Origin of the sequence: Pseudomonas sp. AL 58 (assembly GCF_036348395.1) — a bacterium.
Taxonomy (GTDB): domain Bacteria; phylum Pseudomonadota; class Gammaproteobacteria; order Pseudomonadales; family Pseudomonadaceae; genus Aquipseudomonas; species Aquipseudomonas defluvii.
Genome location: NZ_JAZBQR010000017.1, coordinates 1 through 23,963, shown reverse-complemented (window position 1 = coordinate 23,963; position 23,963 = coordinate 1). Strand labels below are relative to the sequence as shown.

Genomic DNA, 23,963 nt, shown 5'->3' with positions numbered 1-23,963 from the left:
GCTTCAAAAAAATGTCATACGTGGCGTGTAAAATCCGTTATAAAGCTGCAACCAAATTCTAGTCAGCGGTTGGGTGTGACGTTCGAGAAGCGCTTGGCGCTTGAAAAGCCAAACTCTTTCTATACACTTACACCCCGGCCAGCTGCCTGACATATGTCCATTAGGAGTGAAAACAAGGTATGAGCACCATCGAAGAACGCGTCAAGAAAATCGTCGCCGAGCAACTGGGCGTTAAAGAAGAAGAAGTAGTGAACACTGCTTCCTTCGTCGAAGATCTGGGTGCCGATTCCCTTGACACCGTTGAGCTGGTGATGGCTCTGGAAGAGGAATTCGAGACCGAAATCCCTGACGAAGAAGCCGAGAAGATCACTACTGTTCAAGCAGCTATCGACTACGTCACCAGCCACCAGGCTTAAGACGTTGTAGTCGTCGCTTCTTGTCATGGAAAAACCGCACTGCCTTCACTGGCGTGCGGTTTTTTCTTTGCGAGAGATGTAGACCTTAGAAAAAGGAGAGTGCTGTGTCGCGTAGACGCGTCGTGGTCACCGGTATGGGTATGCTGTCGCCACTGGGTACGGACGTGCCGAGCAGTTGGCAGGGCATTCTGGCTGGCCGCAGTGGCATTGGTCTGATCGAACATACAGACCTTTCTGCTTACTCCACCCGTTTTGGCGGCTCGGTAAAGGGCTTCGAGGTTGAGCAGTACCTGTCGGTCAAGGAAGCTCGCAAACTCGACCTTTTTATCCAGTACGGCCTGGCGGCCGGTTTTCAGGCAGTGCGTAATGCTGGCCTGGAAGTGACCGATGCCAACCGTGAGCGTATCGGCGTGGCCATGGGTTCGGGCATCGGTGGCCTGACCAATATCGAAGAAACCAGCCGCACCTTGCATGAGCAGGGGCCTCGGCGTATTTCGCCGTTCTTCGTGCCAGGCTCGATCATCAACATGATTTCCGGCTTCCTGTCGATCCACCTGGGCGTACAGGGGCCTAACTACGCCATTGCCACGGCATGCACGACCGGTACGCATTGCATTGGCATGGCCGCACGCAATATCGCCTTTGGCGAAGCCGATGTGATGATTGCCGGTGGTGCTGAAATGGCTGCGTGTGGCTTGGGTATGGGGGGCTTTGGCGCTTCTCGTGCGCTGTCGACCCGCAACGACGAGCCGACCCGTGCCAGTCGTCCATGGGACAAGGGCCGTGATGGCTTTGTTCTGGCCGACGGCGCCGGTGCGCTGGTGCTTGAAGAGCTGGAGCACGCCAAGGCCCGTGGTGCGACCATTTATGCCGAGCTGGTAGGTTTCGGTATGAGCGGCGACGCGTATCACATGACCTCGCCACCGGAAACCGGTGCCGGTGCTGCACGCTGCATGGCCAATGCCCTGCGTGATGCTCGCCTCGACCCGAGCGAAGTCAGCTACATCAACGCCCATGGCACGTCGACTTCGGCGGGTGACCTGGCGGAAGCATCGGCGATCAAGTCGGTGTTTGGTGAGCATGCGTACAAGCTGGCGGTCAGTTCCACCAAGTCCATGACCGGTCACCTGCTGGGCGCTGCCGGGGCTGTGGAAGCGATCTTCAGCGTGCTGTCGATCAACGGCCAGGTGGCTCCACCGACCATCAACCTCGATGAGCCGGACGAAGGGTGTGACCTGGACTTCGTGCCGCATCAGGCGCGTGAAATGTCGATCGATGTGGTGTTGTCCAACTCCTTCGGTTTTGGCGGTACCAACGGCTCGCTGGTGTTCCGCCGGTTCGCCGGTTGATGCAAAGCTGGGTCGATGGTCAGCCGGCCGATACCCTGGCACTGCAAAGTCGAGGGTTGGCCTACGGCGATGGTCTGTTTGAGACCATCGCGGTCAAGGCCGGCAGGCCATCATTGTTCGAGTATCACCTCGAACGCTTGGCGCTGGGTTGCCAGCGCCTTGCGATTAACGCCGATCTGGCACTGATTCGCGATGAGTTGAGCCGTTACGCCAGCCTGCTGGGCGAGGGCGTGCTCAAGCTCATTCTGACCCGGGGTGACAGTCAGCGTGGCTATGCGCCCGCCGCTGGCGTGCCGCCGCGGCGTATCTTGCAGGGCAATCCGCCAGCGGCTTACCCCGCTGGCAATGCCGAGCATGGTGTGAAGCTGTTCGAATGCCGTACCCGCCTGGCGGAACAGCCGCTGTTGGCGGGGCTCAAGCACCTCAATCGTCTTGAGCAGGTATTGGCCCGTTCCGAGTGGCAGGATCCCGACTATGCCGAAGGGTTGATGCGTGACATCACCGGCCGCGTGGTCGAAGGGGTCTACAGCAATCTGTTTCTGGTCAGGGATGGCGTGTTGTTGACTGCCGACCTCAGCCGTTGCGGGGTTGCCGGGGTCATGCGTGCGGCGCTGATGGTCGAGGCTGCGCGCCTCGGGATCGACGTTCGTGTCGGCGACCTGGCCCTTGAGGATCTTGCGCGAGCCGATGAGGTCTTTCTCTGTAACAGTGTTTACGGTATCTGGCCGGTGTGCTCGTGTGGATCGATGAACTGGTCGTCGGGCCCGGTCACCCGTAAACTGCAGGCCATTGCCCGTACGTTACTGGATGCCTGATTTGTGAGACGTAAATTCTTGGTACTGCTGGAGATCGGCCTGATCCTGGGTGGCCTGCTGTTGGGGTACTCCGCCTGGAAGTTGAACTCGGCCCTTCAGCAGCCGCTGCATGTGTCCCAGGAGCAGTTGCTCGATGTGCCGACCGGTACGACGCCCAATCGCATGTTCTACCGTATGCAAACGGATGGCTTGCTCAAGGATGCTTTCTGGTTACGCCTGTACTGGCGTTTCAATATGGTCGGTGTGCCGCTGCACACAGGCGAGTATCGTCTCAGCCCAGGCATGAGCGTGCGCGAGCTTTTCGAGCTGTGGCGTCGCGGTGAGGTGGTGCAGTACAACCTGACGCTGGTTGAAGGCTGGAACTTCCGTCAGGTGCGCGCCGCTTTGGCCAAGCACGAAAAAATCGAACAGACGCTTAACGGTCTGAGCGACAGCGAGGTCATGGAAAAGCTCGGGCACGCTGGTGTGTTTCCGGAGGGGCGCTTTTTCCCGGATACCTACCGCTTTGTGCGCGGCATGACCGATGTCGAGTTCCTCCAGCAAGCGTATGCGCGCCTGGAAGAGGTGCTGGCTCAGGAGTGGAATGCCCGTGCCCCTGAAACCCCTTATCGCGATCCTTATCAGGCGCTGATCATGGCTTCGCTGGTGGAAAAGGAAACCGGCGTTCCTCAGGAACGTGCCCAGATCGCGGGTGTATTTGTGCGACGCATGCAAATCGGCATGTTGCTGCAGACGGACCCAACGGTGATTTATGGCATGGGCGAGCGCTACAACGGCAAGATCACCCGTGCTGACCTGCGCGAGCCGACCCCTTACAACACCTATGTGAATGCGGGCTTGCCGCCGACGCCAATTGCCATGGTGGGGCGTGAGGCGATTCATGCGGCGTTGAACCCATTGCCTGGCAGCAGCCTGTACTTCGTGGCGCGTGGCGATGGCAGTCATGTCTTCTCCGATGACCTGGACGCGCACAATTCAGCGGTGCGTGAGTATCAGCTCAAGCGTCGCGCCGATTATCGCTCGAGCCCGGCACCGCAAGCCCAACAGTCGACACCCGATGACATGGTCGTCGAACCGAGCGAGTCTTCGACAGCGGTCGATGAGTCCTCCCGTACTGATCAAAATTAAGGACTGCCTGTGAGCGGCTTGTTTATTACCCTGGAAGGCCCTGAAGGTGCGGGCAAGAGCACCAACCGCGAGTACCTGGCCGAGCACCTGCGCAGCCAGGGCGTGGACGTGCTGCTGACCCGGGAGCCGGGTGGCACGCCGCTGGCGGAGCGTATTCGCGAGCTGTTGCTGGCGCCCAGTGAAGAGCTGATGCACCCCGATACCGAGCTGTTGTTGGTCTTCGCTGCGCGTGCCCAGCACCTGGCCGAAGTGATCCGCCCGGCATTGGCACGGGGCACCGTCGTGCTTTGTGATCGCTTCACGGATGCGACCTACGCTTATCAGGGTGGCGGTCGCGGCTTGTCGCTAGAGCGCATTGCCACGCTTGAGCAGTTCGTTCAGGGTGAGTTGCGCCCTGACCTGACCCTGGTGTTCGATCTGCCGGTGGAGGTTGGCCTGGCGCGCGCTGCCGCGCGTGGCCGTCTCGACCGCTTCGAGCAGGAGGGGCAGGCGTTTTTCGAGGCTGTGCGTCAGGCTTATCTGGCGCGTGCCGAGGCCACGCCTGCGCGTTATCGCCTGATCGATGCCGCCTTGCCGCTGGAGCAGGTGCAGCGTGCCATTGATGCCTTGCTGCCTGAAATCCTGGAGCGTTGCCGTGGCTGAGGCCTACCCTTGGCAGGACGCGCTGTGGCAACAGTTGGCAGGGCGTACGCAGCATGCTCATGCCTACCTGCTGCACGGTCCTCAGGGCATCGGCAAGCGGGCGTTGGCCGAGCGCCTGATGGCCTTGCTGTTGTGCCAGCGTCCCAAGGGGCTGCAGGCCTGCGGTGAGTGCAAGTCATGCCTGTTGCTGGCGGCTGGCAGCCATCCGGACAACTATGTCCTGGAGCCGGAAGATACCGACAAGCCGATCAAGGTCGATCAGGTGCGTGACCTGGTGTCGTTCATCGTCCAGACTGCCCAGTTGGGTGGTCGCAAGGTGGTGCTGATCGAGCCGGTAGAAGCGATGAACATCAATGCGGCCAACGCCCTGCTCAAGAGCCTTGAGGAGCCGTCCGGCGATACCGTGTTGTTGTTGGTGAGCCACCAGCCCAGCCGGCTGCTGCCGACCATCAAGAGCCGCTGCCTGCAGCAAGCTTGCCCATTGCCGGGTTTCGAGCAGAGCCTGGCCTGGCTCGGCAAGGCGTTGCCCGACAGTGACGAGCAAGAGCGCCTGGAGTTGTTGACCTTGGCTGCGGGCTCGCCGCTGGCGGCTGTCAGCTTGCAGGCACAGGGCGTGCGCGAGCAGCGTGCGCTGGTGGTCGACGGGGTGAAGAAGTTGCTCAAGCAACAGTCGTCGCCCAGCCAGCTTGCCGAGGCCTGGAGCGCGGTGCCGCTGTTGTTGCTGTTCGACTGGTTTTGCGACTGGTCCAACCTGGTCCTGCGCTACCAGTTGACTCAGGATGAGGAGGGGCTTGGCCTCGCCGACATGCGCAAGGTGGTGCAGTACCTTGCGCAAAAAAGCAGCCAGAGCAAGGTGCTGGAAATTCAGGACTGGATTCTTGCCCAGCGCCAGAAGGTGCTGGCCAAAGCCAACCTTAACCGCGTGTTGCTGCTCGAGTCCTTGCTGGCCTCATGGGCGATGCTTACGGCTCAGCGCTGAGCGCCGATTTTTCAATTACTTCTGTGTAAAGACCTCATGCTTGTAGATTCCCATTGCCACCTCGACCGTCTCGACCTTACCGCCTGCCAGGGCTCTCTGGATGCTGCCCTGGATGCTGCCAGGGCGAGGGGGGTTGGGCACTTTCTGTGCATTGGCGTCAGTGCGGAGAATGCCGCAGCGGTGAAGGCGGTTACTGAGCGCTACGGTGATGTCGACTGCTCGGTAGGGGTTCACCCGCTAGACCTGGCGCCCGGTGCCGAGCCGGCCCTGGACTGGTTGCTGCAGGAGCTGAATCACCCCCATGTCGTGGCGATCGGTGAGACCGGCCTGGATTATCACTATGAGCCTGAAGCTGCCGAGCTGCAGCAGGACTCTTTTCGCCTGCACCTGGATGCCGCGCGTATCACCGGCAAGCCGGTGATCGTGCATACCCGTGCGGCGCGCGCCGATACCCTGGCACTGCTGCGTGAAGCTGCATTGCCGCAGGCTGGCGTGCTGCATTGCTTTACCGAGGACTGGGACATGGCCAAGGCTGCGTTGGATCTGGGTTTCTACATTTCCCTTTCTGGCATCGTCACCTTCCGTAATGCGGATGCCTTGCGCGATGTCGCACGCCAGGTGCCGGTCGATCGCCTGCTGGTGGAAACCGACTCGCCGTACCTTGCGCCGATTCCATACCGCGGCAAGCCAAACCTGCCGCAGTATGTGCGGGAAGTGGCGGAGTTCGTTGCCATGCTGCGTGGGGAAACCTACGAGCGGCTTGCCGAGCAGACTACGGCTAACTTCAAGCGCCTGTTTCCATTGGCGCGTGTCGCCAAGCACTGAATCGCAGGCAAAAAAAACCCGGGTTCTGGGGGGTGAATCCGGGTTAAGACCATTAGGAGTAAAACAAAGGTACTCAGTCCTTTCGCACCTTTATCAGCGCGACACTTGGGGGGGGGTATGCCGCGCTAACAGTTCAAGTATTGGTCAGGATTGGCGCTATTCCACTGCAGGTTGGTCGATTTTTAAACAAATTTGGAATACGCGTGGGGTTGTTGAGCACTCATTGCTCTGCAAGCCGGCGTACCAAGGCCAGTGTTTCGTCGATCACGCGCTTATCTGTGTAAAAATGTGGGGAAAAGCGTATACCCGGTCCTCGCGGTATGCAGACGACCTGTTCGGCTTTGAGTGACTGGTACACCTGCGCATGTTCCTGGCCATCGATGCTGAACGAAACAATCCCGGCGCGGCGGGATGGCTCCAGTGGGCTGTGCAGGCGCACGCCGGGGATGGCGGCAAGCCCATTGCTCAACCATTGCACGCGTTCTTCGATGGCGCTGGCCACGCGCTCCATGCCCACTTCTTCCAGCAGCGACAGGCTGGCCTCCAGGGCCACAGCACCGAGCATGTTCGGGCTGCCACATTCAAAGCGCCGTGCGCTGCGCGCCGGTTCCCAAGTGGTACGGTTGTAATCACCCATGTATTCAAGCATATGCCAGCCATACTCGCTGAGTTCCAGCTGTGGCCGAATTTCGGCGCGGCAGTAGAACACCCCGAGCCCCTCCGGGCCGAGCATCCACTTGTGGCCGTCAGCCATGGCAAAGTCGCAGTCATAGGCCTGGACATCAAAGGGCAGGGCGCCCAGTTGCTGGATGGCATCGATGCAGAACAGCACGTTGCGCTCGCGGCAACCGCGCCCCAGGCGCGTGAGGTCCAGGCGAAGCCCGCTGGCGAACTGCACGGCACTGATTGCCAGTAGCCGCGTGCGCGCATCACAGGCCTCCAGCAGGTCGCCTTCCGGGTCGTGGCCCTTGAGGCTGACTTGTCGGACCTTCACGCCTTGGTTGGCCAGCGCCTCCCAGACCACCCGATTGGAAGGGAACTCCTCATCGCTGATGACGATTTGATCGCCAGCCTGCCAGTCGAGGCCGAAGGCGACGAACGACAGTGCTTCCGAGGTGTTTTTGACCAGCGCGATATCATCCGTCGACGGTGCGTTCGTCAGACGCTTGAGCCGTTCGCGAAGTCTCTGCTCCATGGCCATCCAGTCTGGATAGTCGCGAGCGCCGATCAAAACGTTCTCGTTGGCGAAGCGTGAGACCGCCTCGCTCGCGCGTTTTGGCCAAGGGGCGACGGCGGCATGGTTCAGATAGCGGAGGCCGTCAGCGTGTGGGAACTCATCATGAAACATAGACATGGTTGGATGATCCGTGCATTTTGGCGCAAGTTAGGCATAATACCTGGCTTCGATTTTGATCCAGTCCTTCTTATGCAGAAAGAACCTCGTAAGGTCCGTGAGTTTCGTCGCCGTGAGCAAGAGATTCTCGACACCGCGCTCAAGCTGTTTCTCGAACAGGGTGAAGACAGTGTCACCGTCGAGATGATCGCTGATGCTGTCGGTATCGGCAAAGGCACGATCTACAAGCACTTCAAGTCCAAGGCGGAGATCTACCTGCGCCTGATGCTCGACTATGAGCGCGATTTGAACCAATTGCTGCACTCTGCCGACGTCGACCGCGATAAGGAAGCCCTGTCGCGTGCCTATTTCGAATTCCGGATGCGTGATCCGCAGCGCTACCGGTTGTTCGACCGCCTGGAAGAAAAGGTGGTCAAGGGCAATCAGGTGCCGGAGATGGTCGAGGAGCTACACAAGATCCGCGCATCCAACTTCGACCGTCTGACCCTGTTGATCAAAGGGCGCATCAGTGAAGGCAAGCTTGAGGATGTCCCACCATACTTCCATTACTGTGCCGCCTGGGCGTTGGTGCATGGTGCCGTAGCGCTCTATCACTCGCCGTTCTGGAGCAATGTGCTGGAAGATCAGGAAGGTTTTTTCCAGTTCCTGATGGATATCGGTGTGCGCATGGGCAACAAGCGCAAGCGTGACCCGGAAGTCTCGGGCAACTGAGCTGCTCGACAGTGCTGTAGTACTACTGGCGTGAGTCACTCGGGAATATACTCGAGGATGAGGCTTGCAAATACCTGATTTTTGAGTCAGGTTTTGCAGGCCAACTTCATTCGTGCCGGAGTCATCATGATCGTCGATCATCAAGGCAGACGCTTTCGCAATTTGCGTGTCAGCCTTACTGCCGCCTGCAACTACGCTTGCACCTATTGTGTGCCGGACGGCAAGCGGCTGGTCGCGGCTCAGGATGAGCTGTCGGCTGAGGCAATGGCGCGTGGTGTTGCCTACCTGATCGAGGCGGCCGGTATCGAGCGCCTGCGCATCACGGGCGGGGAACCGCTGGTCAGCCCGAAACTTGAAGCCTTTCTCAAGGCCGTTGCCGGTTTCGGCCTGGATGAAATCAGCCTGACCACCAACGGCCAATTGCTGGCGCGCAAGCTGCCGTTGCTGATAGAGGCCGGAATTGCTCGGCTTAACGTCTCCCTCGATACCCTGAATGCCGAAGCCTTTCGCAGCATTGCGCGTGGCGGTGACCTGGCCACTGTGCTCGACGGCATGCGTCAAGCCAGTGCCGCTGGAATGAAGATCAAGGTCAATATGGTGCCGCTGAACGGGCAGAACCTTGATCAGGTGCTACCGCTGCTGGATTACTGCCTGGAGCACGGCTATGAGCTTCGCTTCATCGAGTTGATGCGCATGGGGCATTTGGCGCGCGACAGCAATGCTTTCTTGCAGCAGTTTGTTGGCCTGCAGCAGTTGCTGCAGGTAATTGGTGAGCGCTACGAGTACTTGCAGGCCGATGCGCCGGTCGATGCGACCGCCTTGCGCTACTGCATTCCCGATCAGGGCTTCTTTGGTGTGATTGCCAATGAAAGCGTGCCGTTTTGTCGTACCTGCTCGCGTTTGCGGTTGTCGTCTACAGGCTGGTTGCATGGCTGCCTCTCTTCCAGCAATCGTCACTATGTCGGTGATCTTCTGGACAAGCCGCGCCACCAGGCACTTCCCGCGTTGCAGGGCTTGCTGGTCAAGGCATTGGCTGACAAGCAGCCGGTGGCCTTCTCCGGTGGTGCAACGGTGATGAAAATCATCGGCGGTTAACCTGGTCCTTCTGGAGCTGGCGCAAAATCTGCATCTGCCGACTATTCGCCGGTTTTCCGTCGCCGGCCATTGGAGGAAAGATGCGTAGCCTGGTTGTGCTGCTGGCGCTGACGGCGCTGAGCGGCTGCATGAATGTCAGCGATATGGGCGAGGGTGCCCGTTACCATTTGAGCGATGCCGGCTTGCTCGATCACAGTGAGACTCGGCGCTCGATGTCATTGCGGCTGCAACCCGACTCGTTTATCTATATCGGTCAGGGGGCGTTCGTACCGCCTGGCGGCGCTTACCCGCGCCCTAACGTTGTGGCTGAAGAGGCGTTCAAGGGGTTCATTGAGTACTTCCCGATGGTGCGTCGTGCTCAGGGGCCATTGGGGCTCGAAGACGCGTTGAATGAGGCGCGGTCAGTGGGGGCGCATTACCTGTTGTATGCACGCTTTGCCAAGGCCGATGACCGTATTGGCAATGGCGACGAATGGTATGACCAGCAGGCGGTCGATCGTCTGGGGATCGACACCGGTGTGATTCAGTTGATGTTGATCGAAACCAATACCCGCTACTTGATCGATACGGCTCGGATCAAGAGTCGTGGCGGTTTGCTGACGTTCCACGACAATAAACCGGAAGATTTGCTTGCCCAGCCGCTGGAAGACTACGCTCGCAGCCTGTTGGGCATGAGTCTTTGAGGAAGGGATGATGGACGGTACCGGCAAGGCTAACGATTTATTGGCGCAGATCCCCAAAACAGAAAAGGGGCTGCCACCGGTGCATCTGTGGAATCCGGACTTCTGTGGCGATATCGACATGCGTATCGCCCGTGATGGCACCTGGTACTACATGGGTACCCCGATCGGTCGCAAGCCGATGGTTCGGTTGTTCTCGACCATCATCCGTCGAGATGGCGATGACTACTTCCTGATTACGCCGGTAGAGAAGGTAGGTATCAAGGTTGACGATGCGCCTTTCGTTGCTATCAGCCTGGAGGTGCAGGGGAGTGGCGAGCAGCAACTGCTGCGCTTTACCAGCAACGTTGACGAACAGGTTGATGCCGGTGCTGAGCACCCATTGCGTTTTGAAATTGACCCGCTAACGCAGGAGCCTTCGCCCTACGTACACATGCGCAGCAACCTTGAAGCGCTTATCCACCGCAATGTGTTCTACCAGTTGGTGGAGCTGGCGGTGCATCGGCGGATTGATGAGGAAGACTGGCTGGGTGTGTGGAGTGGGGGGCGTTTCTTCCCGATCGGTCGAGCCTGATAGCGCGGTCGTTCAGCACATTGATTGTCAGTATGGATTGTCAGTGTGCTGAAACGAAAAAACCTCCAGTGCTTGCGCAACTGGAGGTTTTTCATATGTTTGGCTCCGCGACCTGGACTCGAACCAGGGACCCAATGATTAACAGTCATTTGCTCTACCGACTGAGCTATCGCGGAATCTGTTGCGTATCTTACTGATTGCTAAGGGGAAGTCAAGCTTTTGCTAACTTCCCCTTGGCAAAAAACAGCTTACAGCACCTCGACGATTGCCTTGGTCACCACGTGAATGTTGCTCTGGTTCAGCGTGGCGACGCAAATGCGGCCGGTATCCAGGGCATAGATACCGAATTCGCTCTTCAGGCGGGCAACCTGTTCAACTGTCAGGCCGGAGTAGGAGAACATCCCGCGCTGGCGACCGACGAAGCTGAAGTCGCGCTTGGCGCCGTATTCGGCCAGCAGTTCGACCATCTGCTTGCGCATGCCGTGGATGCGCTGGCGCATTTCACCCAGCTCGGCTTCCCACATGGCACGCAGTTCCGGGCTGTTGAGCACGGCGGCGACGATGCTCGCACCGTGAGTCGGTGGGTTGGAGTAGTTGGTGCGAATAACGCGTTTGACCTGCGACAGTACCCGTGCGCTTTCTTCCTTCGACTCGGTCACGATGGACAGTGCGCCAACGCGCTCACCGTACAGCGAGAACGACTTGGAGAACGAGCTGGAAACGAAGAAGCTCAGGCCCGACTCAGCGAACAGGCGCACAGCAGCGGCGTCTTCGGTGATGCCGTCGCCAAAGCCCTGGTAGGCCATGTCGAGGAATGGCACGTGACCTTTGGCCTTGATGGCCTCCAGGACGTTTTTCCAGTCTTCTGGGCTCAGGTCGACGCCAGTCGGGTTGTGGCAGCAGGCGTGCAGGACGATGATGGAACCCGACGGCAGGGCGTTCAGGTCTTCCAGCATGCCGGCGCGGTTTACGTCATTGGTGGCGGCATCGTAGTAACGGTAGTTCTGTACCGGGAAACCAGCGGCTTCAAACAGCGCGCGGTGGTTTTCCCAGCTTGGGTCACTGATGGCGACGACAGCGTTTGGCGACAGTTGCTTGAGGAAGTCGGCACCAATCTTCAGTGCGCCGGTACCACCGACGGCCTGGGTGGTGATCACGCGGCCAGCGGCCAGCAGTGGCGACTCGGCACCGAACAGCAGCTTCTGTACCGCCTGATCGTAGGCAACAATGCCGTCGATTGGCAGGTAGCCGCGGGAGGCGTGCAGGGCTGCGCGTTGGGTTTCGGCTTCGATGACCGCGCGCAGCAGTGGAATGCGCCCCTCTTCGTTGCAGTAGACCCCTACACCCAAGTTGACCTTGTTGGTGCGGGTATCGGCGTTGAATGCTTCGTTGAGGCCCAGAATGGGATCGCGTGGTGCCAGCTCGACAGCGGAAAACAGGCTCATTATTACCTTGGCTCTGAATGGAGGGTGAAAGAGGTCGCACGCTCCAGTCGGATGCACTAGAGCGGTGCATAAACGGGGAGTCAGTATAGTGATACCCATCGGTCACGGCGACAGCCTGACGCAGCTTTTCCTGCTGTTTGGCCGATTATTTTTTTACCGTTAGTCGATTTACCGGGTTGAATGCAGGAAAAGCACCGCATGTCAGGTTGAAACTGGCGTCAGGTGCCCTTCATTCGGTATAAATACTGTCTATAAATACAGTTGCCTGTATCCGTACATTTCAGGGGTTTGTCATGTCCGAGTTTCAACTCGTCACCCGTTTCCAGCCAGCTGGTGATCAGCCAGAAGCCATCCGCCTGATGGTCGAAGGTATCGAGGCCGGGCTTGCACATCAGACCCTGCTCGGTGTGACCGGCTCTGGCAAGACGTTCAGCATTGCCAACGTCATCGCTCAGGTTCAGCGGCCAACATTGGTACTGGCGCCGAACAAGACCCTTGCGGCGCAGTTGTACGGCGAATTCAAGGCGTTTTTCCCGAACAACGCCGTGGAGTACTTCGTTTCGTACTACGACTACTACCAGCCTGAGGCCTATGTACCGTCGTCTGACACCTTCATCGAGAAAGATGCGTCGATCAACGACCATATCGAGCAGATGCGCCTGTCGGCGACCAAGGCGTTGCTGGAGCGACGCGACGCGATCATCGTGACCACCGTGTCCTGCATCTACGGTCTGGGCAGCCCGGAGACCTACCTGAAAATGGTGCTGCACGTGGACCGTGGCGACAAGCTCGACCAGCGTGCCTTGCTGCGTCGTCTGGCCGACCTGCAGTACACCCGCAATGAAATGGATTTTGCCCGTGCCACCTTTCGCGTGCGCGGCGATGTGATCGATGTGTTTCCGGCCGAATCGGACCTGGAGGCCATTCGCATCGAGTTGTTCGATGACGAAGTGGAGAACATTGCCGCGTTTGATCCCTTGACTGGCGAAGTGATTCGCAAGCTGCCGCGCTTCACCTTTTACCCCAAGAGTCACTACGTCACTCCGCGTGAAACCCTGCTGGAGGCGGTGGAGGGCATCAAGGAGGAGCTCAAGGAGCGTCTGGAGTACCTGCACAAGGCGAACAAGCTGGTCGAGGCGCAGCGTCTTGAGCAGCGTACCCGTTTCGACCTGGAGATGATCCTCGAGCTGGGCTACTGCAACGGTATCGAAAACTACTCGCGCTACCTCTCGGGACGTCCTGCCGGTGCGCCGCCGCCGACCTTGTACGACTACCTGCCCGATGACGCCTTGCTGGTCATCGACGAATCCCACGTCAGTGTTCCTCAGGTTGGCGCCATGTACAAAGGCGACCGTTCGCGCAAGGAAACCCTGGTCGAGTACGGTTTTCGCTTGCCGTCGGCGCTGGATAACCGACCGATGCGTTTCGATGAATGGGAGAGCGTCAGTCCCCAGACCATTTTTGTCTCGGCAACCCCGGGGCCTTACGAGGCCGAGCATGCGGGGCGGGTGGTTGAGCAAGTGGTGCGGCCGACAGGGCTGGTCGATCCGCAGGTCGAGATACGTCCGGCAACCACGCAGGTGGACGATCTGCTTTCGGAGATCCGCAAGCGTGTCGCGGTCGAGGAGCGAGTGCTGGTGACCACCCTGACCAAGCGCATGGCTGAAGACCTGACCGACTACCTTGCTGATCATGATGTTCGGGTGCGTTACCTGCACTCGGACATCGACACGGTCGAGCGGGTCGAGATTATCCGCGACCTGCGCCTTGGAACCTTCGATGTCCTGGTAGGCATCAACCTGTTGCGCGAAGGCCTGGATATGCCGGAAGTGTCGCTGGTGGCCATTCTCGATGCCGACAAAGAAGGTTTTCTGCGTTCGGAACGCTCGCTGATTCAGACCATTGGCCGGGCTGCGCGGAACCTCAATGGCCGGGCGATTCTCTATGCCGACCGTATGACCGGTTCGATGCAGCGCGCCATCGATGAAACCGAGCGCCGTCGGGAGAAGCAGGTGGCCTTTAACCTGGCCAATGGCATCGTGCCCAAGGGCGTGGTCAAGGACATCACCGATATCATGGAAGGGGCCACTGTCCCCGGTTCGCGCAGCAAGAAACGCAAAGGCATGGCCAAGGCGGCAGAGGACAGTGCGCGTTACGAAGCCGAACTGCGTTCACCGGCCGAGATCACCAAGCGCATCAAGCAGCTGGAAGAGAAAATGTACCAGTTGGCCCGAGACCTGGAATTCGAGGCAGCGGCCCAATTGCGGGACGAGATCGCGGCCTTGCGTGAGCGCTTGTTGACGGTCTGACCGCACACGTCAGTGTGCTTCCCCGGCCTTGAGTCCTGCTGGCAGTTTACGTGTCAGCAGGACCGCCAGCATGCTGATTGCCAACCCGAGCCCAACCCAGTGGAACGCATCGTTGTAGGCCATGATTTGCGCCTGCTGATGGGTGATCTCGCTGAGCTTGCCCAATGCTGCGGTTTCACTGCCGAGCTTCTCCGCAAGCAACCCCAGGCGTTCGGCAACCTGCGGATTGCTGGGCACCAGTGATTCGCGCAAATAGTCGAAGTAGACCTTGGTGCGGGCGTCCAGCAAGGTTGCCAGCAGGGCAATGCCGATGGCACCCCCGAGGTTGCGCAGGATATTGAACAGGCTCGATGCCGAGCCCGCGTCCTGGGGCAGGATGTAAGCGGTAGCAATCAGCGAAATGGTCACCATGATCATCGGTTGGCCGAGGGCGCGGATGATCTGGATCTGGTTGAACTGACTGCCGGCAAAGTCCGGGTTCAGTACCCCGGAGCTGAAGCTGGCGATGCCGAACAGGGCAAAGCCCAGCGTGCAGAGGATTTTTGGCGAAATCACCTTCATCAATTGTGGAACCAGCGGAATCAGAAACAGCTGGGGGATGCCCATCCACATGATGACTTCACCGATCTGCAGGGCGTTGTAGTGCTGAATTTGCGCCAGGTACAGCGGCAGCAGGTAGACCGAGCCATACAAGCCAAAGCCCATGCCGAGGCTGGCAATACTGCACAGGCCAAAATTACGGTTGCCAAGGATGCGCAGGTTGATCAGCGGGTTGGGTTTGGAAAACTGCAGAATGACAAAGGTAATCAGGCTGAAGGTGGCGATGCTGAGCAGGCTGACGATCAGGCTCGATTCGAGCCAGTCTTTGCGGTGACCTTCCTCCAGGAAGACCTGCAGGCAGCCCAGGCCTATACCCAGGCTGACGATGCCTGCGTAGTCGGTGCTTTTTAGCAGCTCCCAGTGCGACGCCTTTTTCTCCAGGCCATAGAGCATGCCGGCAATCATCAGCAGCCCGGGCGGGATGTTGATATAGAAGATGTATTCCCAGCCCCAGTTTTCGGTCAGCCAGCCGCCCAGTGTCGGGCCGATGGAGGGCGCGAAGGTGGCGGTCATGGCAAACATGGCCATGCCCTTGGCGCGGTGGTGTTCCGGTAGCTTGATCAGGGTGAGGCTGAAGGCCAGCGGGATAAGTGCGCCGCCGGTGAAGCCCTGCATTGCACGAAAGATGATCATGCTTTCCAGGTTCCAGGCCATCGAACACAGCAAGGATGACCCCAGAAAGCCCAGCGATACCCAGGTCGCCAGGCGTCGAGCCGAAAGCAGTTGTACCAGCCACGCGGTGAGCGGAATCATGATGATTTCCGCGACCAGATACGAGGTGGAAATCCAGGAACCTTCTTCCAGGGTCGCTGACAGCGCCCCCTGGATATCCTGGAGCGAGGCGTTGGTGATCTGGATGTCCAGCACCGCCATGAACGCGCCAAGCATCGCGCTCATGACGGCAATCCAGTCCCGTCGGCTCGGTTCGCCGATGGGGCGGATCAAGGCGTCACCGGCCATTGTCAGGGTTGCCGGTGCTGCGCAGGTCGACTGTGGCAGTGACAGACATGCCAGGCCGAATCTTGCCGTGCAGTGCGTTGTCTGGGGCGAAGGTCAGTTTCACCGGAATGCGCTGAACCACCTTGGTGAAGTTGCCAGTGGCGTTGTCCGGTGGCAGCAGGCTGAACTGGGCGCCAGAGGCTGCGAACAGACTGTCGATCCGGGCTTCGATCGGCGTATCCGGGTAGCTGTCGAAGCGCAGTTCGGCGCGCTGGCCGGGTTGCATCTTGCCGATCTGGGTTTCCTTGAAGTTGGCCTGAACCCAGATGTCCTGGTCTGGAACGATCGACAGCAGGTAGGCGCCGGCCTGCACATATTGGCCATTGCGCGCGGCACGTTGCCCGATAAAGCCGCTGATCGGCGCATGGATTTCGCTGCGCGTCAGGTTCAGTTCGGCCTGGGCCAGCTCGGCGCGGGCACTGGCGATCTGTGCGTCGAGGCGTTTGATCTCGGCACTGAGGGCGTTGACCTGTTGGCGCTGGCCCTGCAGGTCAGCCTGGGCCTTGCTCACCTGGGAACGTGCGACATGGCTTTCCGCTGACAGCGTGGTAACGCGCTCCTCCGAGACAAAACCGGGTTTACGCAGTGCTTCTGCCCGATTGAGGTCCAATTGGGTGCGCCCGAGCGTGGCTTCGTTGGCGGCAACCTGTGCTTGCCCTGCGGCGATCAGGCTGGCTTGTTGGGTCAGGCGGCTTTCGGCTTGCAAGCGCTCGGCCTCTCGTGTCGCGAGGTTGGCGCGAGCGTGTTCCACCGCCAGGTCGAAGTCGTCACGTTCCAGGCGAACCAGTACCTGGCCTTTCTCCACCCGTTGGTTGTCCTCGACCAGTACCTCGTCGATACGTGCGCCAAGTTGGCTGGAAATACGCGTGATTTCACCTTGAACATAGGCGTTGTCGGTGGTTTCGTAGAAGCGTCCCTTGAGGTACCAGTGCGCCAGGAAGGCGAGGGCGATGAGCAGAGCCAGCGTGAAGAAAATCAGCAGGCGACGTTTGAGTTGGGCAGGCATGGGTACGATCGTTCTAAAAATGTAAGCAGATTTAACAGCGTTTGGATCCGCTGGCACAAGTGACGATCGCGCCCATTGCTGGAGCCGAGTGCCCGCTCCCTGTTAACATCCAGCCTTTGTTTCATCTCTTGTTCGAGACTCTCAATGACCACCGTTCGCACGCGAATCGCGCCATCGCCGACTGGCGATCCCCATGTCGGCACCGCTTACATCGCCCTGTTCAACTACTGCTTTGCCAAGCAGCACGGCGGTGAGTTCATCCTGCGTATCGAAGATACCGACCAACTGCGATCGACCCGTGAGTCCGAGCAGCAGATCTTCGACGCCCTGCGCTGGCTCGGTATCGAGTGGAGCGAAGGGCCGGACGTCGGTGGCCCGCACGGCCCTTACCGGCAGAGTGAGCGTGGCGATATCTACAAGCAGTACGCTCAGCAACTGGTCGACATGGGGCACGCCTTCCCATGCTTCTGCACCGCCGAAGAACTGGACCAGATGCGTGCCGAGCAGATCGCGCGTGGCGAGACGCCGCGTTATGACGGTCGCGCCTTGCTGCTCTCGCCTGAGGAAGTACAGCGCCGTCTGGCAGCGGGCGAGCCTCACGTTATCCGCATGAAGGTACCGACCGAAGGTGTCTGCGTGGTGCCGGACATGCTCCGTGGCGACGTTGAAATCCCGTGGGACCGTATGGACATGCAGGTCTTGATGAAGACCGATGGCCTGCCGACCTACTTCCTGGCCAACGTCGTCGATGACCACCTGATGGGCATCACCCACGTCTTGCGCGGTGAAGAATGGCTGCCCTCGGCACCGAAGCTGATCAAGCTCTACGAGTACTTCGGCTGGGAGCAGCCGGTGCTGTGCTACATGCCGCTGCTGCGTAACCCGGACAAGAGCAAGCTGTCCAAGCGCAAGAACCCGACCTCGGTGACGTTCTACGAGCGTATGGGCTTCATGCCCGAGGCCATGCTCAACTACCTGGGGCGCATGGGCTGGTCGATGCCGGACGAGCGTGAGAAGTTCTCCCTGGCCGAGATGGTCGAGCATTTCGATCTGTCGCGGGTTTCCCTGGGTGGGCCGATCTTCGATATCGAGAAGCTGTCCTGGCTCAACGGTCAGTGGTTGCGCGATCTGCCGGTCGAGGAGTTTGCTGCTCGCGTTCAGCAGTGGGCCTTCAACAGCGATTACATGATGAAGATCGCACCGCACGTGCAGGGCAGGGTGGAAACCTTCAGCCAGATCGCGCCACTGGGCGGGTTCTTCTTTGAAGGTGGCCTGAAGCTCGATGCGACGCTGTTCGAGCACAAGAAACTGTCCGCTGATCAGGTTCGTCAACTGATGCAGTTGATCCTGTGGAAACTGGAAAGCCTGCGTCAGTGGGAAAAGGATCGCATCACCGGCTGCATTCAGTCCGTGGTCGAGGCGTTGTCGCTTAAGCTGCGCGATGCCATGCCGCTGATGTTTGCCGCGATTACCGGTCAGGCCAGTTCGGTCTCGGTGCTCGACGCCATGGAAATCCTTGGCCCGGACCTGACCCGCTACCGCTTGCGCCAGGCGCTGGACCTGCTGGGTGGTGTGTCGAAGAAAGAAAACAAGGAGTGGGAGAAGCTGTTCGCGTCCATCGCGTAAGCGTGCTGCCTTGCATAACGCCCCTGTGGCGCCGGCAACCCCAGCCTCACGGGGGGGCGTACACCCCTGAATTACCGGGTGTTTTCCCGGTGAGGGCGGTAAGTGTTTGTTATCTCGGAAAAAAACTTTGGATTTTGTTGAAAATTTATTTGACAGGTCTTTGATCCGATCTTAATATGCGCCCCGTCCACAGCGATGAACGAAACGAAGCGCGAAGCACCCAGCCCAGCGATTCAGTTCAAAGCGACTTGTGGGGCTATAGCTCAGCTGGGAGAGCGCCTGCATGGCATGCAGGAGGTCAGCGGTTCGATCCCGCTTAGCTCCACCAATTTCCAGATTCGTAGTTGTTGTATAACTGCGAATACGATCAGGATGAAGTCTGATCGATTGGTAGAAGGGTTGCGTCCCCTTCGTCTAGTGGCCTAGGACACCGCCCTTTCACGGCGGTAACAGGGGTTCGAGTCCCCTAGGGGACGCCAGTTTTACACAAGCGATCTCGTACGAGGTCGCTGCGCCGCGAGGCGAAAAATCTGGGGCTATAGCTCAGCTGGGAGAGCGCCTGCATGGCATGCAGGAGGTCAGCGGTTCGATCCCGCTTAGCTCCACCAATTTTGCCAGGATTCGTGAAAACGGATCTGCACGAAGGTTACATGTCCCCTTCGTCTAGTGGCCTAGGACACCGCCCTTTCACGGCGGTAACAGGGGTTCGAGTCCCCTAGGGGACGCCAATTTACCCGCTTTGCGGGATTTCAAGGCTCATTCGATTATTGAATGAGCCTTTTGTTTTTGTTCCGAAAAAAGTTTTAAGCCTGGCGCGATGAGCGGCGGGCTTTTTTGCTTGCCAAAAAACATTATGTAGATAATATTTCGATCATAATATTTTGAGGTGTGCCATGAACGACAAGAAGGCCAAGACCCGCGATCGGATTCTCGACGCCGCTTGCAGTGCGTTGATTCAGCACGGTCCGGTAGAGCCTAGCGTCAACCAGGTGATGGGGGCGGCTGGGCTTACCGTCGGTGGTTTTTATGCTCATTTCGAAAGCAAGGATTCGTTGATGCTCGAGGCCTTTCGCCAGTTGTTGGGCGAGCGTCGATCCTTGCTGGCACAGGTCGATCCGGCACTTGATGGTGAAGGCCGTCGGGCCCTGGTGGCGGCATTCTACCTGTCACGTAAGCACCGAGATGCGACCGAGCATGCATGCCCGCTGCCCACTTCCTTGAGCGAAATGACGCGCTTGCCCGACAGCTTCCGTCAGGTCCTGGCCGAGCACATCGAGCTGATGATGGTTCAACTGGCCGATCGTCCTGAGGACGCCGACAAGGTCCTGGCTGATCTGGCCTTGATGGTGGGTGGTCTGGCATTGGCGCGTGCGCTTGGTACCGATGAGCTGTCTGACCGTGTCCTGCGTGCCGCCAAGTCGGCGGTGATCTGATCGTGTAACAGGAGCAAAGCGATGAGCCGTTTGAGCTGGATTCGTGGTGTGAACGGTACCCTTGGCCGGCTAGTGCCTGAGCGTGTGGCGAGCACGATGCGCCAGGCCTTCATGACCCCGCGCAACCTTCCGCCCAAGGCCTGGGAGTTGCCGCTGCTGGCCAGTGCCGAGCGGATAACCCTGCGGTTCGGGCTTTCAGCGCTGCGTTGGGGGCAGGGGCCAGCGGTACTGTTGATGCACGGCTGGGAAGGCAGGCCCACTCAGTTCGCGCATTTGATCCAGGCGCTGGTGGCCGCCGGGTATACGGTGGTGGCGCTGGATGGGCCGGCCCATGGCCATTCCCCAGGGCAGCAGGCGCATGTGGTGCTGTTCGCCCGCGCTTTGTTGGAAGCTGCCGCCGAACTGCCACCGTTGCGTGCGGTGATCGGGCACTCGATGGGCGGTGCCAGCGTGCTGCTGGCGTTGCAGTGGGGCTTGCGCGCTGATGCCGCGGTGAGTGTGGCAGCCCCGGCGCGTCTGCTTGAGGTGCTGCGTGGTTTTGCCCAGCATCTGGGCATGCCGTCGCGGGCGCGAGCCGCGTTCATTCGGCAGGTTGAGCGGGACGTCGGTGTGCAGGTGTCACGGCTTGACGTTAACGGTTATCAGCTCGAGCTGCCCGGGTTGATCGTGCATGCGCAGAACGACGAGCGGATTTCGCCCAGTGAAGCACAAGTCATTCATGACGCCTGGTTTGACAGTCGCTTGTTGCTGTTGCCTGAGGGTGGGCATCAACGGGTGCTGTCGGCACCTCAGTTCATCGAGGCGGTATTGGCATTGCTTGAGCGCATTACCTTGGCGGCGCGCCAATCGGCCTGAGCATCCGTTACACTCTGTCGGTCTACCTAGCACCTGGAGCGGGCATGAGTTGGGATCTTGAAACGCCATTCGTCATCGACCTGCGCGTTGGCGCAGAAGACATCGATGGCCTTGGTCATGCCAATAACGCGGTCTATGTGACCTGGCTGGAGCGTTGCGCCTGGCGCCATTCGCAGCGCCTGGGCCTGGATCTGGTCGAGTATCGGCGACTTGACCGGGCGATGGCTGTGGTTCGGCATGAAATCGATTACCTGGCCAGTGCGTATCAGGACGATGAGTTGCAGTTGGCGACCTGGATCGTCGATTGGGATCAGCGCCTGAAAATGACACGTCGTTTTCAGTTGGTGCGTCCCAGCGATGGCGCCACCTTGCTACGGGCGCAGACCACCTTTGTCTGCATCGAGTTGTCCACAGGCAAGCCTAAGCGCATGCCCGCAGAGTTTCTTGAGGGGTATGGTCAGGCGCTGATGGCCGGGGCCCGATAGACCCGGCTTTTTGCTAGACTGCGCGCCTTCTTCGCTCGAGACACAACCTATGCAAATTGCCCTGGCCCCCATGGAGGGGCTGGTCGACAACATTCTGCGCGACGTCCTGACCCGGGTTGGCGGCATCGACTGGTGTGTTACTGAGTTCATTCGGGTCTGCGACCGTTTGTTGCCCGCTGCGCATTTCCACAAGATGGCGCCTGAGTTGGCCTTGGGCGCGCAAACCGCAGCCGGCGTACCGCTGCGCGTGCAATTGCTGGGTTCCGACCCGGTGTGCCTGGCCGAGAACGCCGCGTTGGCCTGTGAGCTTGGCGCGCCGGTGATTGACCTGAACTTTGGTTGCCCGGCCAAGACGGTGAACAAGTCGCGTGGCGGCGCAGTATTGCTCAAGGAGCCTGAACTGCTGCACGCCATTGTTCGCGAGGTGCGGCGGGCAGTGCCGGCGCATATTCCGGTGACCTCGAAGATGCGCCTGGGTTTTGACAGCCCGGACGGTGCGCTTGACTGCGCCACGGCGCTGGCCGAAGGCGGTTCGGCGCACCTGGTGGTGCATGCGCGCACCAAGGTGGATGGCTACAAGCCGCCTGCCCATTGGGAGTGGGTGGCGCGGGTGCAGGACGTGGTCAAGGTGCCGGTGTTTGCCAACGGTGAGGTCTGGACCCTGGAAGACTGGCGACGTTGCCGTGAAATCAGTGGTGTCGAGGACATCATGCTGGGTCGTGGCCTGGTATCCCGGCCAGACCTGGCGCGGCAGATCGCCGCCGAGCGCGATGGGGTCGAATTTGTGCCGCTGGACTGGCAGGCGCTGATGCCGTTGCTCCAGGACTTCTGGCGCCAGGCCAGGGCCGAGCTGACGCCACGTGCGGCACCTGGGCGCCTGAAACAGTGGGTGGCGATGCTGACCCGTACCTACCCCGAAGCGACCGCGCTGTTCACTGAACTGCGCCGGGAAACCGACTGTGATCGCGTCGGGCAATTGATCGGTATGCCGTTCACTGAGGCAGCCTGAAAAATTTTTCAGAGGGCGCTTGAAATCGTTTGTCGGGTCCACATCTAGGGAGTACGCGATGCCGAATTCGGGTCGCGTTGAATCCCTCGCTGATTATCAGGAGATGTACCATGACGACTGCTTTTTCTTTGGCTCCACTGTTCCGCCATTCCGTTGGTTTCGACCGTTTTAATGACCTGTTCGAATCGGCGGCACGTAATGAAGCGGGTAGCAGCTACCCACCTTACAACGTGGAAAAGCATGGCGATGACCACTATCGAATCGTCGTTGCCGCTGCTGGCTTCCAAGAGCAGGACCTTGACCTGCAAGTGGAGAAAGGCGTCTTGACCGTTGTTGGCGGCAAGCGCGACAGCAACGCCGAAAGCGTGACCTACCTGCATCAGGGCATTGCCCAGCGGGCTTTCAAACTGTCGTTCCGGCTGGCCGACCATATTGAGGTCAAGGCCGCAGCCCTGGCCAACGGCCTGCTCAGCATCGACCTGCTGCGCATCGTTCCGGAAGAGGCCAAGGCCAAGCGTATCCCGATCAATGGGAACCAGCCTGCACTCAACTGAGTGCGCATGGCGATGAAAGGGGCGCCTCTGGGTGCCCTCACGCTGCACACGAACCCCCGCTTTTAGCGGGGGTTCGTTTTTTTAAGCCCCAGACATGCTGGCGCAGACACCCCACCGACTGAGCCCGCACAAGCTGTAGGAGCGGGTCTTGCCCGCGATGCAGACGCCGCGTACTTACAGGCACCCCACCGACGTCATCGCAGGCAAGCCAGCTCCAACAGAGCCCACGCAAGCTGTAGGAGCCGGGCTTGCCCGCGATGCAGCCACCGCGAACCCACTGACACCCCACCGACACCATCGCAGACAAGCCTGCTCCAACAAAGACCGCGCAAAGCTGTAGGAGCGGGTCTTGCCCGCGATGCAGACGCCGCGAACGCACGGGCACCGCGCCGACGCCATCGCAGGCAAGCCAGCTCCAACAGAGCCCGCGTAATCTGTAGGAGCCGGGCTTGCCCGCGATACATACGCCGCGAACTAATGGACACCGCGCCGAGGCCATCGCAGGCAAGCCCGGCTCCAACAGGGCCCGCGTACCTGTAGGAGCCGGGCTTGCCCGCGATGCAGGCGCCGCGCACTCGCTGAGACCCCACCGACGCCATCGCAGGCAAGCCAGCTCCAACAGGGCCCGCGCCAGCCTGTAGGAGCCGGGCTTGTCCGCGATACAAACGCCGCGCACTCGCTGAGACCCCACCGACGTCATCGCAGGCAAGCCTGCTCCAACAGGCCCCGCGCAACCTGTAGGAGCGGGTCTTGCCCGCGATACAGACGCCGCGAACTCGCGATCACCCCACCGACGCCATCGCAGGCAAGCCTGCTCCAACAGAGCCCGCGCAAGCTGTGGGAGCGGGTCTTGCCCGCGATACAGACGCCGCGAACTCGCGATCACCCCACCGACGCCATCGCAGGCAAGCCAGCTCCAACAGGGCCCGCACAAGCTGTAGGAGCGGGTCTTGCCCGCGATGCAGGCGCCGCGCACTCGCAGACACCCCACCGACGCCATCGCAGGCAAGCCAGCTCCAACAGAGCCCACGCAAGCTGTAGGAGCCGGGCTTGCCCGCGATGCAGCCACCGCGA

Annotated in this window: 22 protein-coding genes and 5 tRNA genes; 22 read left to right on the top strand and 5 right to left on the bottom strand. The window is 59.8% G+C overall.

The window, feature by feature from the left end:
* Window positions 1–179 precede the first annotated feature (179 nt).
* The 7 genes from acpP (at window position 180) to UIA24_RS17765 (ending at window position 6,154) form a co-directional block, all read left to right on the top strand.
* Window positions 180–416 carry an acyl carrier protein gene (gene acpP / locus UIA24_RS17795; protein WP_003175607.1) on the top strand — a complete coding sequence of 79 codons (237 nt, stop codon included), beginning with the start codon at window positions 180–182 and terminating at the stop codon, window positions 414–416.
* A 104-nt stretch (window positions 417–520) separates the two neighbouring features.
* A complete protein-coding gene (gene fabF / locus UIA24_RS17790; protein ID WP_099775455.1) occupies window positions 521–1,765 on the top strand; it encodes a beta-ketoacyl-ACP synthase II in 1,245 nt (414 codons plus the stop codon).
* The gene (gene pabC, locus UIA24_RS17785; protein ID WP_065761314.1) at window positions 1,765–2,580 is read left to right on the top strand and encodes an aminodeoxychorismate lyase; all 816 of its coding nucleotides are present in this window, start codon (window positions 1,765–1,767) and stop codon (window positions 2,578–2,580) included. The genes fabF and pabC overlap by 1 nt, the downstream gene beginning before the upstream one ends.
* A gap of 3 nt (window positions 2,581–2,583) precedes the next feature.
* Window positions 2,584–3,708 carry an endolytic transglycosylase MltG gene (gene mltG, locus UIA24_RS17780; RefSeq protein ID WP_065761315.1) on the top strand — a complete coding sequence of 375 codons (1,125 nt, stop codon included), beginning with the start codon at window positions 2,584–2,586 and terminating at the stop codon, window positions 3,706–3,708.
* Between the two features lie 9 nt (window positions 3,709–3,717).
* Window positions 3,718–4,350, top strand: coding sequence for a dTMP kinase (tmk, locus tag UIA24_RS17775; RefSeq protein ID WP_065761316.1), 633 nt, complete (start codon window positions 3,718–3,720; stop codon window positions 4,348–4,350).
* Window positions 4,343–5,329 carry a DNA polymerase III subunit delta' gene (locus UIA24_RS17770; protein ID WP_065761317.1) on the top strand — a complete coding sequence of 329 codons (987 nt, stop codon included), beginning with the start codon at window positions 4,343–4,345 and terminating at the stop codon, window positions 5,327–5,329. Before tmk ends, UIA24_RS17770 begins: the two co-directional genes overlap by 8 nt.
* Before the next feature lie 36 nt (window positions 5,330–5,365).
* Window positions 5,366–6,154, top strand: a complete 789-nt coding sequence (locus UIA24_RS17765) for a TatD family hydrolase (protein WP_065761318.1) — start codon at window positions 5,366–5,368, stop codon at window positions 6,152–6,154.
* A gap of 220 nt (window positions 6,155–6,374) precedes the next feature.
* Here the strand turns inward: UIA24_RS17765 and UIA24_RS17760 are convergent, their stop codons facing one another.
* Window positions 6,375–7,508 carry an aminotransferase class V-fold PLP-dependent enzyme gene (locus UIA24_RS17760; protein ID WP_330523458.1) on the bottom strand — a complete coding sequence of 378 codons (1,134 nt, stop codon included), beginning with the start codon at window positions 7,506–7,508 and terminating at the stop codon, window positions 6,375–6,377.
* Between the two features lie 72 nt (window positions 7,509–7,580).
* Here UIA24_RS17760 and UIA24_RS17755 point away from each other — a divergent pair, with 72 nt between their 5' ends.
* The 4 genes from UIA24_RS17755 to UIA24_RS17740 all read left to right on the top strand — a co-directional run bounded on the left by UIA24_RS17755 (window position 7,581) and on the right by UIA24_RS17740 (window position 10,568).
* Window positions 7,581–8,219 carry a TetR/AcrR family transcriptional regulator gene (locus UIA24_RS17755; RefSeq protein WP_330523457.1) on the top strand — a complete coding sequence of 213 codons (639 nt, stop codon included), beginning with the start codon at window positions 7,581–7,583 and terminating at the stop codon, window positions 8,217–8,219.
* A gap of 126 nt (window positions 8,220–8,345) precedes the next feature.
* Complete coding sequence (locus UIA24_RS17750) at window positions 8,346–9,314, top strand: GTP 3',8-cyclase MoaA (protein ID WP_330523456.1); 969 nt, start codon at window positions 8,346–8,348, stop codon at window positions 9,312–9,314.
* Between the two features lie 80 nt (window positions 9,315–9,394).
* Complete coding sequence (locus tag UIA24_RS17745) at window positions 9,395–9,997, top strand: DUF4823 domain-containing protein (RefSeq protein ID WP_065761483.1); 603 nt, start codon at window positions 9,395–9,397, stop codon at window positions 9,995–9,997.
* Between the two features lie 10 nt (window positions 9,998–10,007).
* Window positions 10,008–10,568 (top strand): DUF1285 domain-containing protein, encoded by a 561-nt coding sequence (locus UIA24_RS17740; protein ID WP_330523455.1) that lies wholly within the window; start codon window positions 10,008–10,010, stop codon window positions 10,566–10,568.
* Between the two features lie 100 nt (window positions 10,569–10,668).
* On the opposite strand, the gene UIA24_RS17735 is transcribed toward UIA24_RS17740, so the two are convergent.
* Both UIA24_RS17735 and UIA24_RS17730 read right to left on the bottom strand, forming a co-directional pair.
* Window positions 10,669–10,744, bottom strand: a tRNA-Asn gene (locus tag UIA24_RS17735).
* Window positions 10,745–10,816: 72 nt separating this feature from the next.
* Window positions 10,817–12,013: an amino acid aminotransferase gene (locus tag UIA24_RS17730; RefSeq protein ID WP_330523454.1), complete on the bottom strand. Its 1,197-nt coding sequence runs from the start codon at window positions 12,011–12,013 to the stop codon at window positions 10,817–10,819.
* Window positions 12,014–12,306: 293 nt separating this feature from the next.
* Between UIA24_RS17730 and uvrB the strand changes: the two genes are divergently transcribed.
* Window positions 12,307–14,322 (top strand): excinuclease ABC subunit UvrB, encoded by a 2,016-nt coding sequence (gene uvrB, locus UIA24_RS17725; protein ID WP_099775452.1) that lies wholly within the window; start codon window positions 12,307–12,309, stop codon window positions 14,320–14,322.
* Between the two features lie 9 nt (window positions 14,323–14,331).
* On the opposite strand, the gene UIA24_RS17720 is transcribed toward uvrB, so the two are convergent.
* Window positions 14,332–15,882 carry an MDR family MFS transporter gene (locus UIA24_RS17720; RefSeq protein ID WP_099775451.1) on the bottom strand — a complete coding sequence of 517 codons (1,551 nt, stop codon included), beginning with the start codon at window positions 15,880–15,882 and terminating at the stop codon, window positions 14,332–14,334.
* A complete protein-coding gene (locus tag UIA24_RS17715; RefSeq protein WP_065761488.1) occupies window positions 15,872–16,927 on the bottom strand; it encodes an HlyD family secretion protein in 1,056 nt (351 codons plus the stop codon). The genes UIA24_RS17720 and UIA24_RS17715 overlap by 11 nt, the downstream gene beginning before the upstream one ends.
* Window positions 16,928–17,071: 144 nt before the next feature.
* Between UIA24_RS17715 and gltX the strand changes: the two genes are divergently transcribed.
* From gltX to UIA24_RS17665, 10 genes are all read left to right on the top strand, one after another.
* Window positions 17,072–18,553 carry a glutamate--tRNA ligase gene (gltX, locus tag UIA24_RS17710; protein WP_102053701.1) on the top strand — a complete coding sequence of 494 codons (1,482 nt, stop codon included), beginning with the start codon at window positions 17,072–17,074 and terminating at the stop codon, window positions 18,551–18,553.
* A gap of 252 nt (window positions 18,554–18,805) precedes the next feature.
* Window positions 18,806–18,881: transfer RNA gene (locus tag UIA24_RS17705), tRNA-Ala, on the top strand.
* A 75-nt stretch (window positions 18,882–18,956) separates the two neighbouring features.
* Window positions 18,957–19,032: transfer RNA gene (locus tag UIA24_RS17700), tRNA-Glu, on the top strand.
* Window positions 19,033–19,085: 53 nt separating this feature from the next.
* Window positions 19,086–19,161, top strand: a tRNA-Ala gene (locus tag UIA24_RS17695).
* Between the two features lie 44 nt (window positions 19,162–19,205).
* Window positions 19,206–19,281 (top strand) — tRNA-Glu (locus UIA24_RS17690).
* Window positions 19,282–19,446: 165 nt separating this feature from the next.
* A complete protein-coding gene (locus UIA24_RS17685) occupies window positions 19,447–19,986 on the top strand; it encodes a TetR/AcrR family transcriptional regulator (protein ID WP_330523453.1) in 540 nt (179 codons plus the stop codon).
* A 21-nt stretch (window positions 19,987–20,007) separates the two neighbouring features.
* A complete protein-coding gene (locus UIA24_RS17680) occupies window positions 20,008–20,841 on the top strand; it encodes an alpha/beta hydrolase (protein WP_330523452.1) in 834 nt (277 codons plus the stop codon).
* A gap of 44 nt (window positions 20,842–20,885) precedes the next feature.
* On the top strand, window positions 20,886–21,326 hold the full coding sequence (locus UIA24_RS17675) for an acyl-CoA thioesterase (protein ID WP_065761957.1): 441 nt from the start codon (window positions 20,886–20,888) through the stop codon (window positions 21,324–21,326).
* A gap of 49 nt (window positions 21,327–21,375) precedes the next feature.
* Window positions 21,376–22,335 (top strand): tRNA dihydrouridine synthase, encoded by a 960-nt coding sequence (locus UIA24_RS17670; RefSeq protein ID WP_102053699.1) that lies wholly within the window; start codon window positions 21,376–21,378, stop codon window positions 22,333–22,335.
* Window positions 22,336–22,445: 110 nt separating this feature from the next.
* Complete coding sequence (locus UIA24_RS17665; protein ID WP_099775446.1) at window positions 22,446–22,889, top strand: Hsp20 family protein; 444 nt, start codon at window positions 22,446–22,448, stop codon at window positions 22,887–22,889.
* The last annotated feature ends 1,074 nt before the right edge of the window (window positions 22,890–23,963 follow it).